At 77.2% G+C, this 15,207-nt stretch carries 11 protein-coding genes and 2 pseudogenes; 10 read left to right on the forward strand and 3 right to left on the reverse strand.

What is annotated here, in order from left to right:
- The first annotated feature begins 43 nt into the window (after window positions 1-43).
- From ACIA8Q_RS16700 to ACIA8Q_RS16730, 7 genes and pseudogenes are all read left to right on the forward strand, one after another.
- The gene (locus ACIA8Q_RS16700) at window positions 44-844 is read left to right on the forward strand and encodes a glycerophosphodiester phosphodiesterase (protein ID WP_360210331.1); all 801 of its coding nucleotides are present in this window, start codon (window positions 44-46) and stop codon (window positions 842-844) included.
- Window positions 841-1,935, forward strand: coding sequence for a winged helix DNA-binding domain-containing protein (locus tag ACIA8Q_RS16705; RefSeq protein ID WP_396317354.1), 1,095 nt, complete (start codon window positions 841-843; stop codon window positions 1,933-1,935). Before ACIA8Q_RS16700 ends, ACIA8Q_RS16705 begins: the two co-directional genes overlap by 4 nt.
- 241 nt (window positions 1,936-2,176) lie before the next feature.
- The gene (locus ACIA8Q_RS16710) at window positions 2,177-2,557 is read left to right on the forward strand and encodes a peptidoglycan-binding protein (RefSeq protein ID WP_387905338.1); all 381 of its coding nucleotides are present in this window, start codon (window positions 2,177-2,179) and stop codon (window positions 2,555-2,557) included.
- 128 nt (window positions 2,558-2,685) lie between these two features.
- Window positions 2,686-2,925, forward strand: a pseudogene (locus ACIA8Q_RS16715) (peptidoglycan-binding protein); the annotation flags it as partial.
- Window positions 2,899-3,573, forward strand: coding sequence for a peptidoglycan-binding protein (locus tag ACIA8Q_RS16720; RefSeq protein WP_387905429.1), 675 nt, complete (start codon window positions 2,899-2,901; stop codon window positions 3,571-3,573). The pseudogene ACIA8Q_RS16715 and the gene ACIA8Q_RS16720, both read left to right, overlap by 27 nt.
- Before the next feature lie 217 nt (window positions 3,574-3,790).
- Window positions 3,791-4,975, forward strand: a complete 1,185-nt coding sequence (locus tag ACIA8Q_RS16725) for an AI-2E family transporter (RefSeq protein ID WP_396317355.1) — start codon at window positions 3,791-3,793, stop codon at window positions 4,973-4,975.
- 101 nt (window positions 4,976-5,076) lie between these two features.
- The gene (locus tag ACIA8Q_RS16730) at window positions 5,077-5,967 is read left to right on the forward strand and encodes a virginiamycin B lyase (RefSeq protein ID WP_396317356.1); all 891 of its coding nucleotides are present in this window, start codon (window positions 5,077-5,079) and stop codon (window positions 5,965-5,967) included.
- A 27-nt stretch (window positions 5,968-5,994) separates the two neighbouring features.
- Here the strand turns inward: ACIA8Q_RS16730 and ACIA8Q_RS16735 are convergent, their stop codons facing one another.
- The 3 genes from ACIA8Q_RS16735 to ACIA8Q_RS16745 are packed head-to-tail and all read right to left on the reverse strand — an operon-like array spanning window position 5,995 to window position 10,518.
- Complete coding sequence (locus ACIA8Q_RS16735) at window positions 5,995-6,552, reverse strand: GAF domain-containing protein (protein ID WP_396317357.1); 558 nt, start codon at window positions 6,550-6,552, stop codon at window positions 5,995-5,997.
- On the reverse strand, window positions 6,536-7,402 hold the full coding sequence (locus ACIA8Q_RS16740; RefSeq protein WP_360210342.1) for a S8 family serine peptidase: 867 nt from the start codon (window positions 7,400-7,402) through the stop codon (window positions 6,536-6,538). Before ACIA8Q_RS16740 ends, ACIA8Q_RS16735 begins: the two co-directional genes overlap by 17 nt.
- Entirely contained in the window at window positions 7,399-10,518 is a 3,120-nt protein-coding gene (locus tag ACIA8Q_RS16745; RefSeq protein WP_360210344.1) for an adenylate/guanylate cyclase domain-containing protein, read from the reverse strand. Before ACIA8Q_RS16745 ends, ACIA8Q_RS16740 begins: the two co-directional genes overlap by 4 nt.
- A gap of 450 nt (window positions 10,519-10,968) precedes the next feature.
- On the opposite strand from ACIA8Q_RS16745, the gene ACIA8Q_RS16750 reads away from it, so the two are divergent.
- The 3 genes and pseudogenes from ACIA8Q_RS16750 to lanKC all read left to right on the forward strand — a co-directional run bounded on the left by ACIA8Q_RS16750 (window position 10,969) and on the right by lanKC (window position 15,192).
- Window positions 10,969-11,145, forward strand: coding sequence for a hypothetical protein (locus ACIA8Q_RS16750; protein WP_360210346.1), 177 nt, complete (start codon window positions 10,969-10,971; stop codon window positions 11,143-11,145).
- A 142-nt stretch (window positions 11,146-11,287) separates the two neighbouring features.
- A pseudogene (locus ACIA8Q_RS16755) lies at window positions 11,288-12,628 on the forward strand (MFS transporter); the annotation flags it as partial.
- Window positions 12,610-15,192, forward strand: a complete 2,583-nt coding sequence (gene lanKC / locus ACIA8Q_RS16760) for a class III lanthionine synthetase LanKC (protein WP_387905329.1) — start codon at window positions 12,610-12,612, stop codon at window positions 15,190-15,192. The pseudogene ACIA8Q_RS16755 and the gene lanKC, both read left to right, overlap by 19 nt.
- Window positions 15,193-15,207 lie beyond the last annotated feature (15 nt).

Here is a 15,207-nt window from a genome sequence, read left to right on the forward strand (position 1 = left end):
CCGACCCCGCCCCCACCGATCCGCACGAGAGGCCCCGCCCGGGATGACCCACCCGCACCCGCCGACCACCCAGCGCGCCGCCCTCCCCGCCCGGGCCGCGGCCGCGGCCGCCCGGCCCGCAGCCGGCCGCGAACAGGCCCCGGACGCCCGCCGACCGGTCCTCGCGGTGGCCCACCGCGGCGCCCCGTACCGCCACCGCGAGAACACCCTCGCCTCGGTCGAGGCCGCCCTCGCCGCCGGGGCCGACGCCGTCGAGGTCGACGTCCAGCTCACCCGGGACCGGGTGCCCGTCCTGCTGCACGACCGCACCCTGGAACGCCTCTGGGGCGACCCGCGGTCGATCGACCGGGTCACCGCCGAGCAGCTCGAGGAACTGCGCCGCGGCCCGCTCGCCGTCCCCACCCTCGCCGAGACGATCAAGGCCCTCGCCGCCCACGAGGGCCGCCGGCTCCTGCTCGACCTCGACGACCCCGGCCCCGCCGCCGCCACCTGGTCCGTCGTCGCCGGGCTCGGCGCCGAACGGCAGGTCGCCTTCTGCGGGCCGGCCACCGCGATGCTCGCCGTCCGCGCGCTGAGCCCGGACGCCGAGATCGCGCTCACCTGGAAGCAGCCCCGGATGCCCGCCCGGGCCCTGCTCGACGACCTGCGCCCGCGCTACCTCAACCCGCCGTTCGGCCTGGTCACCCCCGCCTTCACCGCGGCCGCGGCGGACGCCGGGCTGGAGGTCTCCAGCTGGACGGCCGACCTGCGCCGCACCATGCGCCGGCTGCGCGACTGCGGGGTCTCCTCCATCACCACCAACCGGATCGACGTGCTGCGCGCCGTCCTGGACGGCCGCCGGTGAACGTGCTGACCGGCCGGCAGCTGGGCCGCGCCCTGCTGGCCCGTCAGCACCTGCTCGCCCGCACCGGCCGGGAACCCGCCGAACTGATCCACCACCTCGGCGGGCTCCAGGCCCAGGCGGTGCCGCAGCCGCCCTACCTCGGCCTGCTCAGCCGGATCGACGGCTTCACCCCCGAGCGGCTCACCGCGCTGCTGGAACAGCGTGCCGCGGTGCGGATCGCGCTCCAGCGCGGCACCATCCACCTGGTCACCGCCGAGGACTGCCTGACGCTGCGACCGCTGCTCCAGCCCGTCCTCGACCGGGCCCTGCGCTCCACCTACGGCGCCCGGCTGGCCGGGCTCGACCTGGACGCCCTCGGGGCCGAGGCCCGCGCCCTGGTCGAGGCGGAACCGCGGACCTTCCAGCAGCTCGGCGCGCTGCTCGCCGCCACCCGCCCGGACCGCGACCCGGCCGCCCTCGCCCAGGCCGCCCGCTGCCTGCTGCCGCTCGTCCAGGTCCCGCCGCGCGGGATCTGGGACCGCAGCGGCCCCGCCGCCCACACCACCGCCGAGGCCTGGCTCGGCCGCCCGCTGGAGCGGGCACCGGCCCTCGACGACCTGGTCCTGCGCTACCTCGCCGCCTTCGGCCCGGCCACCGCGGCCGACCTGCAGAAGTGGTCCGGTCTCAGCCGGCTCGGCCCGGTGCTCACCCGGCTGGCGTCCCGGCTGGTCGCCTTCCGCGACGAGCACGGCCGGGTGCTCCACGACCTGCCGGAGGCGCCCCGGCCCGATCCGGAGACCCCGGCGCCGGTGCGGCTGCTCGCCCCCTTCGACAACCTGCTGCTCTCGCACGCCGACCGCACCCGGGTGCTGCCGGAGGAGTACCGGGGCCGGGTGATGACGCAGAACGGGATCGTGCTCGGCACCCTGCTGGTCGACGGGCTGGTCGCCGGGACCTGGCGGCTGACGGGCGGGCAGGAGGTGGCCGTCCGGCCGTTCACGGCGCTGCGGCCCGCCGACGAGCAGGCGGCGCGGGCCGAGGCGCAGCGGGTGCTGGACTTCGCGGGCGGCGGCGGGACGGTCCGCTTCGAGCCGGTGGACGGGGAGCGGTAGCGCTCCGCGTCCCGGGGACGGCCGCCCGGCGCCCCGGCGGCGTCCCGGGACGCCGGGGGACGGCGGGCGGGACGGACGCCGCCGGCCGCCTGCCGGAGCCCGCCGCGGCGCGGGACCGTCCCAGCCCGGACGCGGGCGGCGTCCCTGGGACGGCGAGGGCTCGAGGGACGCCCGCGGGGCCTCCTAGTGTCGTTCGGCGGCGGCCGGTCCCGGCCCCCGCAGTCCACTCCAGGAGCCGTCCATGCTCATGTCCTCGACCGTCAAACGCGCCGCCGTGGTGGTGGCCTCCGCCGGTATGGCCCTCGTCGCGCTGGCCGGTACGGCGAGCGCCAACTCGACCGCCGGCGACATCGCCTACGGCGACACCGGGACGGGCGTCTGGTGCGTCCAGCTGGCGATGAACGCCTCCAACGTGCACGCCGGCCTCCAGGCCGACGGCATCTGGGGCAAGCGCACCGAGGACGCGGTGCGGAAGTTCCAGGCGACCAACCGCGACAAGTGGGGCGGCACGCTCGACGTGGACGGCATCGTCGGCCACAACACCGGCCGCGTGATCCTGGAGGTCCTCGTCCACAACGAGCACGACCAGGCCGAGAAGTGCTGGAACTACCTGCCGACCTGACAGGCGCCCCCCGGGCCCGGCGCGGTGGCGGCCCCGCCGCCGCGCCGCCCACGGCTCCGCCCTCCCTCCCCCTCCGTCACACCCAGTGAGGAACCGTCATGAAGCGCATCCCGGCCGTGGTCGCCGCGATGTTCGCCGCGATTCTCGCGGCCCTGCTGGTCGCGCCCGCCGCGCAGGCCGCGAGCTGGCCCACCGTCCGCAACGGTGACCGCGGCGACAACGTCACCACCGTCCAGTACCTGCTGGCCGCCCACGGCTTCGCCACCGGCGCCGACGGTGCCTTCGGCGCCGGCACCGAGGACAAGGTCAAGGGCTTCCAGCAGTCCGCCGGGCTCAGCCCGGTGGACGGCGTCGTCGGCCCCGACACCTGGTCCAAGCTGATCGTCACCGTCCGCAAGGGCGACAAGGGCGACGCCGTCAAGGCGCTCCAGGTCCAGCTGAACGCCCACGGCGCCGGGCTGGCCGTGGACGGCGACTTCGGCGCCGGCACCGACTCGAAGGTGCGGGGCTTCCAGCAGTCCGCGGGCCTCAACCCGATCGACGGCATCGTCGGCCCGGCGACCTGGGGCGCCCTGCTCTCCGGCGGCGGCAGCACCGGTGGCGGCGGCGGCAGCGGCACCACCCTCACCCAGTCGCAGGCGGCCTCGATGCTCTCGTCCGCCGGGATCACCTGGTCCTCCTCGGGCAACTGCTCCGACCGCGGCAGCAGCAGCTGCACCTCCTTCGACGGGCTGCGCCGCGCCTCGGCGGACGGCGCCATCGCGCTCAAGCGCTCGATCGGCAGCTGCCCGCTGAACATCACCGGCGGCACCGAGACCGGCCACGCCAGCGGCACCTACAGCCACGGCAACGGCTACAAGCTGGACTTCGGCATGTCCGGCTGCCTCACCAACTACATCCACGGCACCTTCACCCACAGCGGCACCCGCGGTGACGGCGCCGACCTGTGGACCGCCGCCTCGGGCAACATCTACGCCAACGAGGGCAGCCACTGGGACGTGACCTTCATGAACTGACCGCCGACGCGGCGGTACCGCCCCGTGACGCGGGTCGGAAGACAGGCCCGAGCGGCCCGGCCGGATCCCCGGCCGGGCCGCCCGGGCGTTTCCGTGCGTCCGGGGCTCCGGAGGTCGGGGGCGCGCCAGGGGGACAAAACCGCCATTCCATCTGATCATCTGCTGAGATGGGGCGGTTCGGACTCATCGACGATCCCCGGCGGAGGTGGCGGTGTCCGTGGAGCGCCCGTCAGACGGTGTACCGGACCGGGACCGGGACCGGGACCGGGGCAAGGACCAGGACCAGCGCCAGGGTCAGGACAGGCGCCGGGCCCCGGACGGCCGGCCGGACCCGCGCCGGCCGTACCTGATGCTGCCGCCCGTGCTGCGGCAGGCGGCGGCCTGGTCGGCGGCGGTGATCCTGCTGATCGCCGTGGCCTCGCTGGTGGTCTTCGCCCTGGTCGAGCTGCGGGCGGCGACCGTGCCCGTCGTGGTGGCGCTGCTCGGAGCCTCGCTGCTCTACCCGGTGGTGCCGTGGCTGGTCCGGCGGGGCGTCGGCCGGGGCCTGGCCGCCGGGCTGACCTGTGCGGTGCTGGTCGCGTTCGTCGGCGGCGTGATCGCCCTGCTGGTCAACTCCCTGGTGCACAGCGCCCCGCAGATCGCCGACTCGCTGCAGGAGTCCGGGCGCCGGATCGCCGACTGGCTGGGGCCGTCCGGAGCGAAGGTCCAGCGCGCGCTCGACAACGCCAAGGGCGAGACCAACTCGCTGCTCTCCGCCCTCACCAGCGGCGTGCTCTCCGGGCTCGGCCTGCTCACCCAGCTCGCCACCGGCGGGGTGCTGGCGCTCGCCCTGGTGTTCTTCTTCCTGCGGGACGGCCACCGCACCGGTGAGGCCATCCGCTCCTACCTGCCCGAGCGCGGCGCCGGGACCGTGGTCGCCTGCGCCGAGCGGGCCTTCGACGCGATGGCGGGCTTCATGCGCGGCACCACGCTGATCGCGCTGATCGACGCCACCTTCATCACCATCGGCCTGGTGGCGCTCGGGGTGCCGGGCGCTCCGGGGCTGGGCGCCCTGGTGTTCATGGGCGCCTACATCCCCTTCGTCGGGGCCTTCCTGTCCGGGGCGGTGGCCGTGCTGGTGGCCCTCGCCGACGGCGGGCTGGGCACCGCGCTGTGGGCGCTCGGCGTGGTGCTGGCGGTCCAGCTGATCGAGGGGAACGTCCTCCAGCCGCTCATCCAGAGCCGCACGGTGGAGCTGCACCCGGCCACCATCATGGTCGCCGTGGTGGCGGGCTCCGGTATCGCGGGCATCCTCGGAGCGCTGCTCGCGGTGCCGATCTGCGCCGCGGGCGTGGGTGTCGTCTCGGTGCTGCGCGGGGTGCCGGGGCCGCGCACGGCCCGCCGTTCGGCGGGCGGTCAGTAGCGGGCGGCGGCGCGAGGGGGGGCAAGTCGCTTGTGGCGGCCCCCGGATGCGTGCGAGGATTCATAACGCGACGAAAGTCGCAATAACTTGGAGGGGGTGGCATGGCACGGACCACGGAGCTGATCGGCGTCGCCGATGCGGGGGCCGGACCGTACGGGATCGCGGTGGGGCCGGACGGGGGCGTCTGGTGCACGCTGGTGCACTCCGGGCGGATCGCCCGGCTGGCGGCGGACGGCACGGTCGAGCGCCACGACCTCGGCGCACCCGACTGCGGCCCGTCGGTGATCACGGCGGGCCCGGACGGCGCGCTCTGGTTCACCCGGATGCGCGACCGCCGGATCGGCCGGATCGCCGTCGACGGGACGACGCGCTCCCACACCCTGCCGGGGGAGGGCTCCGGGCCGTACGGGATCGCCGCCGGGCCCGACGGGGCGCTCTGGTTCACCGAGCCCGACGCCGACCGGATCGGGCGGATCACCGTGGACGGCGAGCTGACGGCGTACCCGCTGCCGCTCACCGGGGCCTTCCCGGCGCTGATCACGGCCGGGCCGGACGGCGCCCTGTGGTGCACGCTCAACCGGGCGGACGCCGTCGCCAGGATCGGCGTCGCCGGTGACGTCACCGTCCACCCGCTGCCCACCGCGGGCACCGCGCCGGTGGGGATCACCGCGGGGGCGGACGGCGCGCTCTGGTACGTCGGCATCGGCGGCGGGCTGGTCGGCCGGATCACCGTCGAAGGCGAGGTCACCGAGTACCCGCTGGCCGACCGGGCGGCCCGGCCGCACGCGATCGCCTGCGGCCCGGACGGCCGCCTCTGGTTCACCGAGTGGGCCGCCGGCCGGATCGGCGTGCTCGCCCCCGACGGCCGGCTCGACGGCCACCCGCTGCCCGGCCCGGACGCCGAACCGCACGGGATCGCCGTCGGACCGGACGGCACGGTGTACGCGGCCCTGGAGCGCGGCGAGGTCGCCCGGCTGACCGTGCGGGACTGACGCTCCGACGGCGTCCGGGCGGCCGGTTCACGGCTGCCGGCGCAGCAGCTCCTCCAGATCGGCGAGCAGGCCGAGGGCGGCGGCGCGGTCGGGGCTGGCCGCCGGGGCGGGGGCCCGCTCGGCGATCACCCGCAGCGCGGCGGCGGCCTGCCGGGCGAACAGCGCGAGCAGGTCCAGTTCGGGCAGGCTGGCCCGGGCCTGCGGGGCCGGGTCGAGCACCTCCAGCACGCCCAGCACCCTGCTGCCGTGCGTCAGCGGCGCCGCCATCAGCGCGTTCGGCACGTAGGCGGTGGACTCGGCGAAGTCCCGGTCGAAGGTGCGGTTGGCGCCCAGGTCGTCGACCACCATCGGCTCGCCGGAGGCCGCGACCCAGCCGGCGATCCCGCGTCCGGCCGGGAAGCGCCGGCCCACCAGGGCCTCCTCCCCGCGCCCCGAGACGGCCTGGAAGACCAGCTCGCCGGCGGCCTCGTCGAGCAGGCAGACCGAACCGGCCTCGGCGCCGAAGATCGCCCGGGCCACGTCCACCACGGACTGCAGCAGCTCGCGGGCCAGCGGGTCGACGGCGGGGTCAGTGCTGAGGGTCATCGGGCGCCTCCGTGAGGGGGGTGGACGGGCGGGGGCCGACCTGGACGTTGGCCGCGGTGAGGTAGAGCGCGCTCTTCAGCTGGAAGGTCGTCAGCCTCGGCCGGCCGGACAGGATGCGGGCGCACAGCCCGGCGACGTAGGGGGTAGCGAAGCTGTTGCCGGTGGTGCGGATGGTCGCCCCGCCGAGCCAGGGCACCCGGACGTTCTGGCCCGGGGCGAAGAACTCGACGGGCGGCGCCGGGTTGTACAGGTGCAGGGCCGGGTCGTCCTCCTGGTGGCTGCCGACCGAGATGACCGAGGAGAAGCGCCACGGATAGCTCTCCACCTGCGTGTTGTGCGCGGAGGCGACGATCGCGGTGCGGGCGAAGAAGGCGTCGTCGGCGATCGCGTGCAGCTCCTCCAGGAAACGGGTCCGGGTGGTGGAGAGGCTGAGGTTCACGACGTCGAAGCCCTGCCCGACGGCCCAGCGCAGCCCGGCGATCAGCATGTCTCCGGTGCCGGTGAAGCGCTCGCCGAGCACCCGGACGCTGTACAGCTCGCAGTCCGGGGCGGTGCGGCGGATGATGCCCGCGCAGGCGGTGCCGTGGCCGCAGGTGTCGCCGGCGGCGTCGGGGCGGACCACCAGCTCCCGGGTGACCGGATCCTTGAGCACCGCCCAGGACCCGTTCAGCGGGCCGACCAGCGGGTGGTCCGGTTCGACCCCGGAGTCCACCACGCAGACCCGCACCCCCTTGCCGGTGCCGCCCTCCCGGGTGCCGCCCTCCCCGGTGTCGTCGCCGTCGGCGAGCACCGGGAGGTCGGCGGCGGACCGCCCGCGCAGGCTCCAGGTGAGGCCGGCCGGGCCGTTCACCGGGCGCCCCCGATCCGTTCGGCCCGCCGCACGCCCGGCAGGTGCCCCTTGGCGGCGAAGCGGTCCCGGGCGGTGGCCGCCGCCGCGGCGGCCTCGGCCGGCCGGTCGAGCAGCAGCAGCGCGTGGGCGCGGTCCAGCGCGGTGAGCGCCTGCAGCAGCAGCGACTCGGTGCGCTCGGCGGCGGCCGCGGCGGCCGCGGTGAGCTCCAGCGCCGGGCCGGCCTCGCCCGCGGCGGCGGCGACCCGGCCGCGCAGCGCGTCCAGTTCGATCGCCAGCACCGGCGCCGGCGCGGCCGTCGCGTCGACGCCCTCCAGGTGCCGGGCGGCCTGACCGGGGCGGTCGGTGTCCAGCAGGACCCGGGCGGTGGTGAGGGCGAGCCGTGGCAGCGGGGCGGCCGAGCCGAGCCGGCGGGCCACCTCGGCGGCGTCGGCGAGCAGCTCCAGGGCCTGCCCGGTCTGGCCGGTGGCCGCCGCGGCCTGGGCCGTCAGAGCCGGCAGCGAGATCATCGCGTCGGCCAGCGACAGCTCGCCGGCCAGGCCGTTGGCCTCGGCGAGCAGCAGCTCGGCCTCGCCGGGGCGGTCCCGCAGCGCGAGCAGCACCGCCAGCGGGCCGTCCAGCGCGACCCGGACCGTCCGCCGGCCGGCGCCGTGCTCGGCGAGCAGGGCGCGCAGCCGGAAGGTGGCGTTCGGGACGGGCTCGGGGCCGGCCAGCAGCGAGGCGGCCAGCGCGGCCAGCACCGCGGCCCGGTCCAGCTCGGCGTCGGTGCGGGAGACGTGGCCGAGGGCCTCGTCGAGCAGCCGGTCGGCCTCGGTGTGCCGGCCGGCCAGCAGGTGCTCCTCGGCCAGCCGCAGCCGGGCCCGGGCCTGGCCGAGGTCGTCCCCGGCGCCGGCGAACAGCGGCAGCACCGCGCGGGCGGTGGCCGCGGGTTGCTCCGGGCCGGGCGGCAGGCCGCGGGTGGCGAGGGCGAGCCGGGCGTGCGCGGCGTCCAGCGGGTCGGCGGCCGCGTCCCGGACCTGCGCCAGCACGGGCAGGGCCTCCTCGGCCCGGCCGAGGGCCAGCCGGGCCTCGCCGAGGCGGCGCAGGACGGGGCCGGCGCCGCGCTCGTTGGGGTAGTGCAGCCGGACGGCGCGCTCCAGCAGGTCGGTGGCGGCGGGCAGGTCGGCGTGCTCCAGGGCCAGGGCGCCGGCGGCGCCGAGGGTGGCCGCCGCGCGGGTGCGCAGGGCGTCCGTCCGGGCGTCCAGCAGGCCGAGTTCGAGCCGGTAGCGGTGGGCCCGCTCCAGGTGGTCGCCGACGGCGGCGCCCCCGGCGGTGCGGACGGCGGGCAGGTCGGCGGCCCGCTCGTGGCGCTCGGCGCGGGCGCGCTTGGACATCGACTGGTACACCGACTCCTGGACCAGACCGCTGCTGAACCGGTAGCCGTCGCCCGCCGGTTCGACCAGGCGGCGCTCGGCCAACCGCTGCAGCGCGGCGTGCAGCCGCGGCGGGGTGTCGTCGCCGCTGCCGCCGGCCAGGCCGGGCAGGCCGTCGAGCGGGCCGGTGAAGACGTCGTCCTCCGGATCGGCGAAGGCGTCCTGGTCGGCGCCGCCGTGGGCGAGCCCGGCGAGTTCGGCGGCGCGGAAGGCCCGGCCGAGCACGGCGGCGAGGTCCAGCGTGGTGCGCTCGTCCCGTTCGAGGTCGTCGATCCGCGCGCTGAGCAGTGCCCGTCCGGTGGGCGGCAGCTCCTCGGCGAGGGCAGGGCCGTCCGCCTCGGTGAGGGCGGCCAGCAGCTCCTCCAGGTGCAGCGGGTTGCCCTCGGCCCGCTCCAGCAGCCGGCCGGGCACGGTGTCCTGGTGGGCGCTCAGCTCGGTCAGCTGGGCGGCCAGCAGAGCCGACTCGTCCCAGGACAGACCGCCGACCGGCAGGGCCGGCAGCTCCGGGCGGGAGGCGGGCAGCTCCGGACGGGCCAGGCACAGCAGCAGCACCGGGGCCGCGCCGAGGGCGGCGACCAGCCGCTCGGCGGCGTCCAGCAGCACCGGACCGGCCCACTGGCAGTCGTCCAGGACCAGGACGGCCGGGCGTTCGACGGTGCGCCCGCGCAGGATCGCCGCCAGCCGGTCCAGGGACTCGGCCGCGCCCACCTCCGGGGCCACCGCGTCCTCCAGCCGGGCCAGCGCCTCGGCGGGCGCGGCGGCTCCGGCGCCGTCGTCCAGCAGGGCCCGGACGGCCTCGGCCAGCGGGGTCAGCACGCCCTGCTCGCCGTAACTGCGGCAGCGCCCGGTGCCGCAGCGGGCGGCACGCCGGCCCACCCGCTCCTGCCACTCGCGCACCAGCCGGGTCTTGCCGATCCCGGCCTCGCCGACCACCAGCAGCAGCTCGGCGCCCCGACCGCCCGCCACCCGTGCGAACGCGGCGTCCAGCAGAGCCAGTTCGCGCTCCCGGCCGACCAGCGGGACGTCGAAGCGGCGCAGCAGCTCCGGGTCGTCCTCGTCCAGCCCGACGAGGCGGTAGGCGGTGACCGGCTCGGCCTTGCCCTTGAGCCGCAGCGGGCCCACCTCGTGCACCTGGGCGGCCGGGCCGGCCGCGCGCAGGGTCTGCGGGCCGATCAGCACCTGGCCGGGCGCGGCCTGGGTCTGCAGCCGGGCGGCGATGTTCACCGTCTCGCCGGAGATCAGTGCCTGGCGCGCCGAGGCGTCCGAACCCGCCACCACCTGGCCGGTGTTGACGCCGATCCGGACGTCCAGACGGACCCCGAGGGTGGCGTCCAGCTCGGTGTTGAGGTCCTCGAGGTCCTCCAGCATGGCCAGGGCGGCCGCCAGCGCCCGGTGGGCGTCGTCCTCGCGGATCACCGGGACGCCGAAGACCGCCATCACCGCGTCCCCGATGAACTTCTCCAATGTGCCGCCGTGCGCCTCGATCTGGCGGTGCATCCGCTCGAAGTAGCGCAGGATCACCTCGCGCAGCGTCTCCGGGTCGAGCGCGCCGGACAGCGCGGTGGAGTCGACCAGGTCGCAGAAGACCACCGTGACCAGTTTGCGCTCCTCGGCGGCCAGGTCGAGGGCGGCGGCCCGGGAGGTGCCGCAGGAGGGGCAGAACTGATCGTTCGTGCCGGCGAGTTGGGCGCATTGTGGGCAGGGCATGGTGGCAGTCCTTCGCTAGGGCTCGTCTGACAATTCCCGCCGCGCCGCGAATTGTCAGACAAGCCCTGGTCCCTCGCGGTGCGGGAGTGCTGTCGGATCCGGGCGTGTCGTCGGGGTGGACGTCGCCGGGCCGTGGGCGTGCCGTCGGACCCGGGAGTGCTGTCGGATCCGGGCGTGCGGGTGTGCCGGGCCAGGCTCCCCGGCCGGGCTTCGGGCCCGGTTCGAGGGCGCCTGGCCGGCGGTATGGCCGCAGCTCGGAGCGGGTCCGCGGGCCCCCCGGCCGGGCCGGCCGGCCGCCCCGGACGCGCCGGCGGCCGCCCCGGCCTGCGGCCATACCGGTGCCGTACCGGTTCCCGGGCCCCGCGCAGCCGGGCCGGCCTAACGTCCTCACCACGGCGGACCACCACCCGCTGCACCCCTACCGATCCACCCAGTGAGAGGAGTTCAGCCATGGCCGAGAACATCGACCCGATCGTCGGCGAGGACGGCGAGGAGACCCCCGAGGTCGAGGCGCACGCCGCCAACATCCTGGACCTGCAGGCGATGAAGGTCCTCCAGGACGCGGCCGACGGCAACTGCTTCAGCCTGATCAGCTACGTCAACTCCGCCGAGACCTCCGGCGCCTGAGGCGCGGCAGGCCGGCGGTCCCGGCACGGGGGCGGGCGCACCACCGCCCCCGGCCGGCACGCCGGACCGCAGGCCCCCGGGGCGGTCCCGTCGGCACGGGACCGCCCCGGCCCGATTCCACCCCCCACCCCGGAGGACGGCCATGGAGCCCACCTCGCTCTCCCGCAACCGGGACTTCCGGCTGCTCTGGGTCGGCGGCCTGCTGGCCTCGCTCGGCTCCCAACTCGCCTCGATCGCCCTGCCGCTGCTCGTCCTGCGGGACACCGGCTCGCCCGCCCAGGCCGGTGCGATCGGCACCGTGTCGGTGGGCGCGCTGCTGCTCACCATGCTGCCCGGCGGCGTGCTCGCCGACCGGATCGAGCGGCGCCAGCTGATGCGGGTCTGCGACGTCGGGAGCCTGCTCGCCGTCACCGCGCTGGTGCTCGCCGTCCTGAACGGGCGCACCCCACTGCCGCTGGTCCTGCTGGTCGCCGCCGCCGGGGCGCTCATCGCCAGCACCTACGGGCCCGCCGCCGGCGGCCTGCTGCGCGCGGTGGTGCCTCGCGACCAGGTCCGCGCCGCCTCCTCCCGGATGCAGGCGCGCGGCGCCGCGGCCCGGCTGATCGGTCCGCTCGGCGGCGGGGCGCTGTTCGCCTGGCACCCGGTGCTGCCGTTCGTCGCCGAGGGCGTCGGGCTGCTGCTCTCCACGGTCTGCGTGGCGCTGATGCGGACGAGGTCGGTGCCCGCCTCCCGGGCCGGGGCGGTGTTCAGCCGCTCCGAGCTGACCGCCGGGCTGTCCTTCATCTGGCACCAGCCCTATCTGCGCACCCTGCTGCTGATCTTCGGCCTCGGGATGAACTTCGCGTTCAGCGCGCTGATGTTCACCACCCTGGCCGTTGCCTCGGACGGCGGACGCTCCGGAGTCGGCGGCGGCACCGTGGTCTCCTTCACCGCGGCCGGGGCGCTGGCAGGCGCGCTGCTCGCCCCGCGGCTGGACGCACCCCCGGCCTGGTGGCCGGGCGGCGCCCACGGCGCGCGCGACGGCAGCCTGGTGGCGCTGAGCTGCTGGGCGGCCGCCGTCACCGCCGGGGTGCTCGTGCTCACCCGGGAGCCGGTGCTGATCGGGCTGCTCTGCGCGGTGTGCATGTGCCTGTCCACGGTGGCCAGCATCGGCTTCGTGTCCGGGATGCTGCTCGCCGCGCCGCCGGACCGGATCGGCCGGGTGCAGAGCGCGGCCGGCTTCCTCTCCACGCTGGTCCAGCCGTTCGGCCCGCTGGTGGGCGGCGCCCTGCTCGGGGCCTTCGGCGGCACCCGGACCTTCGCGCTGCTGGCCCTCGCCATCGCGCTCTGCGCGGCCGTGGTGACCTGGGCGCCGCCGGTCCGCCGCGGGCCGGCCCTGCTGCCCGCCGTCTGACCCCCTGAACCCCCGGGGCCCGTGGGCGCGCCCGGTACCAGCCGTCCAGCGACCGGAAGAGGAGGCCCGCCATGGCCGGCGCCCAGGAGACCCAGCTGTACTGCCTCGCCGACCCGACGTACTACGACACCCCGGGCCGGCTGCGCGACCGCTCCACCCGCTACGCCCTCGGGCTCGGCGCACCGCCCGCCGGGTGGCGGCGCGAGCAGCGCGGGCTGTGGACGGCCCTGCGCCCGGACGGCGTGCGCCCGCCCGAACAGGGCTGGAAGCTCCACGTCTCGACCGTGCCCGAGGAGGCCGAGCAGACGCTGGCCACCGTGGCCCGGATCTGCACGGCGCACCGGGTGACGTTCAAGTTCCTGCGCAGCGACGACGCCCTGCGGGTGGCCAACGGCAAGTACGCGGGGCGCGGGAGCAGCGGCAAGTTCGTCACCGTCTACCCCGGCTCGGAGCGCCAGTTCCTGGCGCTGGCCCGGGAGTTGGCCGAGGCCCTGGCCGGCCGGCAGGGGCCGTACGTGCTCACCGACCTGCGGATCGGCCCGGCCCCGGTGTACGCGCGCTACGGCGCCTTCGTCGAACTCTGGTGCCAGGACGGGGCCGGACGGGCGGTGCCCGCGCTGCGCGACCCCTCCGGCCGACTCGTCCCGGACCGCCGCGAGCCGGTGTTCCGGCTGCCGGACTGGGTCGAGCCCCCGGCGGAGCTGCGCCCGCACCTGGCCGCCCGCGAGGCCGCCGGCGGCGAGCTGCCGTACCGGATCGTCGAGGTGCTGCAGTTCTCCAACGCCGGCGGGATCTACCTCGGGGAGCACCGGACCACCGGGGAGCGGGTGGTGCTGCGCGAGGCCCGCCCGTACGCCGGGCTGGACGCCGCCGGGGACGACGCCGTCACCCGGCTGCGGCGCGAGCAGTGGGCCCTGGAGCGGCTGGACGGCCTGGACTGCGTGCCCCGGCTGCGCGAGGTCCGGACGGTCTGGGAGCACACCTTCCTGGTGCAGGAGCACGTCGAGGGCGTCCAGCTGTTCGCGGAGGCGATCCGGCGCTACCCGCTGGTGCACCAGGACTGCACCGCCGAGCAGCGCGCCGGGTACGCGGCCTGGGTCGAGGAGGTCGTCGCCGGGCTGGGCGGGGCGCTCGCGGCGCTGCACGCCCGGGGCGTGCGGTTCGGGGACCTGCACCCGGCCAACGTGATCGTCCGGCCGGACGGCTCGGTGGTGCTCGTCGACTTCGAGTACGCGGACGAGCTGGCCGGCCGCCGGGTGCCGGTGGCCGGCGCCGGCGGGATCCAGCCCCCGCCCGGGCTCGACGGGGCCGCGGCCGACCGGTACATGCTCTGGGCGACCTGGCTGATGCTGCTGATGCCCGTGATGGAACTGGCCGAGCGCGACGCCGGGAAGCTGGCCGCGCTGGAGCGGCGGGCCCGGGCGTGGTTCGGGCTCGGCCCGGAGGCGGGGCCTCCCCGGCCGGGCACGGCCACCCGGGTGGAGTCGGTGACGGAACGCCGCGGGCGGGAGCTGCTCGGGCGTGTCGGCGACGTCGCGGACCGCGCGGGACGCTGCGAACACGCCCGCGGGCCCGCGGCGGCGGACGGCCCCGATCTCGCCCGGGTGCGCGGCGAGCTGGTCGCCGGGATCCACGCCGGGGCCACCCCCGACCGCTTCGACCGGTTGTTCCCGGGGGATCCGGCCGGCTTCGCCGACGGCGGCACCGGGGTGGCGCACGGCGCGGCCGGCGTGCTCCACGCGCTGCACCGCACCGGGGCGGGCCACCCGCAGGAGTACGCGGACTGGCTGGTCGCCGCGATGCGGCGGCGGGGCCCGCGGCCCGGGGCGGGCGGGCTGTACGACGGCCCGCTCGGGGTCGCCGCGGTGCTGGCCCGGGTCGGACGCGAGGAGGCTGCGGCCGAGCTGGCCGAGCGGGCCCGCCGCGCCCGGCCCGCGCCCACCGTCGCCCTGTACGGCGGCCGGGCCGGCGCGGCCCTGGCCCGGTTGCGGCTCGCCGACGCCCTGGGCGACGGGGCGGGGCTCGCCGACGCGCTCCGGGACGCGCGCGCCCTGGACGCGGCGCTGCACGCGGAGACCGCGGCCGACCCGCTGCCGGCCGGTCTGCTGTACGGGCTGGCGGGCATCGCGCTGGTGCAGCTGCGGCTGTACCGGCGCACCGGCGAGGAGTGGCTGCTGGCCTCCGGGCGGGAGGCGCTGGCCCGGGCGGTGGCCCGGTGCGTCCGGGTGCCGGACGGGTCGGTGCAGGTCCTCGACCGGGGGCGGCGGCTGGCCTACCTGGACCGGGGGAGCAGCGGCATCGCCCTCGTCGCCCGGGAGTACCGGGCGGCGGGGGACGGCGGGTTCGACGGCTTCCTGGCGGACGTGCGGCGGGTGTGCGCGCCCGGGTTCGTCCGCGAGCCGGGGCTGTTCCGGGGCCGGGCCGGGCTGCTGCTGGCCCTGGACCGGCTGGGCGGTCCGGCGGCGCGGGAGGACGTGCTCGGACAGGTCCGCAAGCTCCAGTGGCACCTGGTGGCGCGGCCGGAGGGGCTGCTCGTCCCGGGGATGCGGCTGCGGCGCTTCTCGGCGGACCTGCACACCGGCGCCGCGGGGGTGCTGCTGGCCCTGTGGGCGCTGGAGGGCGGGGACCCGCTGGACGCGCTGACGCTGGGCTGAGCCTCCCCGACCGGG

Origin of the sequence: Kitasatospora sp. NPDC051705, assembly GCF_044453265.1 — a bacterium.
Lineage (GTDB): Bacteria > Actinomycetota > Actinomycetes > Streptomycetales > Streptomycetaceae > Kitasatospora.

Bases quoted from the DNA above. Each gene is read 5' to 3' on its own strand.
- ACIA8Q_RS16745 (WP_360210344.1), bottom strand. From the start codon at position 10,518: ATGCCCTGCCCACAATGCGCCCAACTCGCCGGCACGAACGATCAGTTC.
- ACIA8Q_RS16750 (WP_360210346.1), top strand. From the start codon at position 10,969: ATGGCCGAGAACATCGACCCGATCGTCGGCGAGGACGGCGAGGAGACC.
- ACIA8Q_RS16710 (WP_387905338.1), top strand. From the start codon at position 2,177: ATGCTCATGTCCTCGACCGTCAAACGCGCCGCCGTGGTGGTGGCCTCC.
- ACIA8Q_RS16730 (WP_396317356.1), top strand. From the start codon at position 5,077: ATGGCACGGACCACGGAGCTGATCGGCGTCGCCGATGCGGGGGCCGGA.
- lanKC (WP_387905329.1), top strand. From the start codon at position 12,610: ATGGCCGGCGCCCAGGAGACCCAGCTGTACTGCCTCGCCGACCCGACG.
- ACIA8Q_RS16735 (WP_396317357.1), bottom strand. From the start codon at position 6,552: ATGACCCTCAGCACTGACCCCGCCGTCGACCCGCTGGCCCGCGAGCTG.
- ACIA8Q_RS16700 (WP_360210331.1), top strand. From the start codon at position 44: ATGACCCACCCGCACCCGCCGACCACCCAGCGCGCCGCCCTCCCCGCC.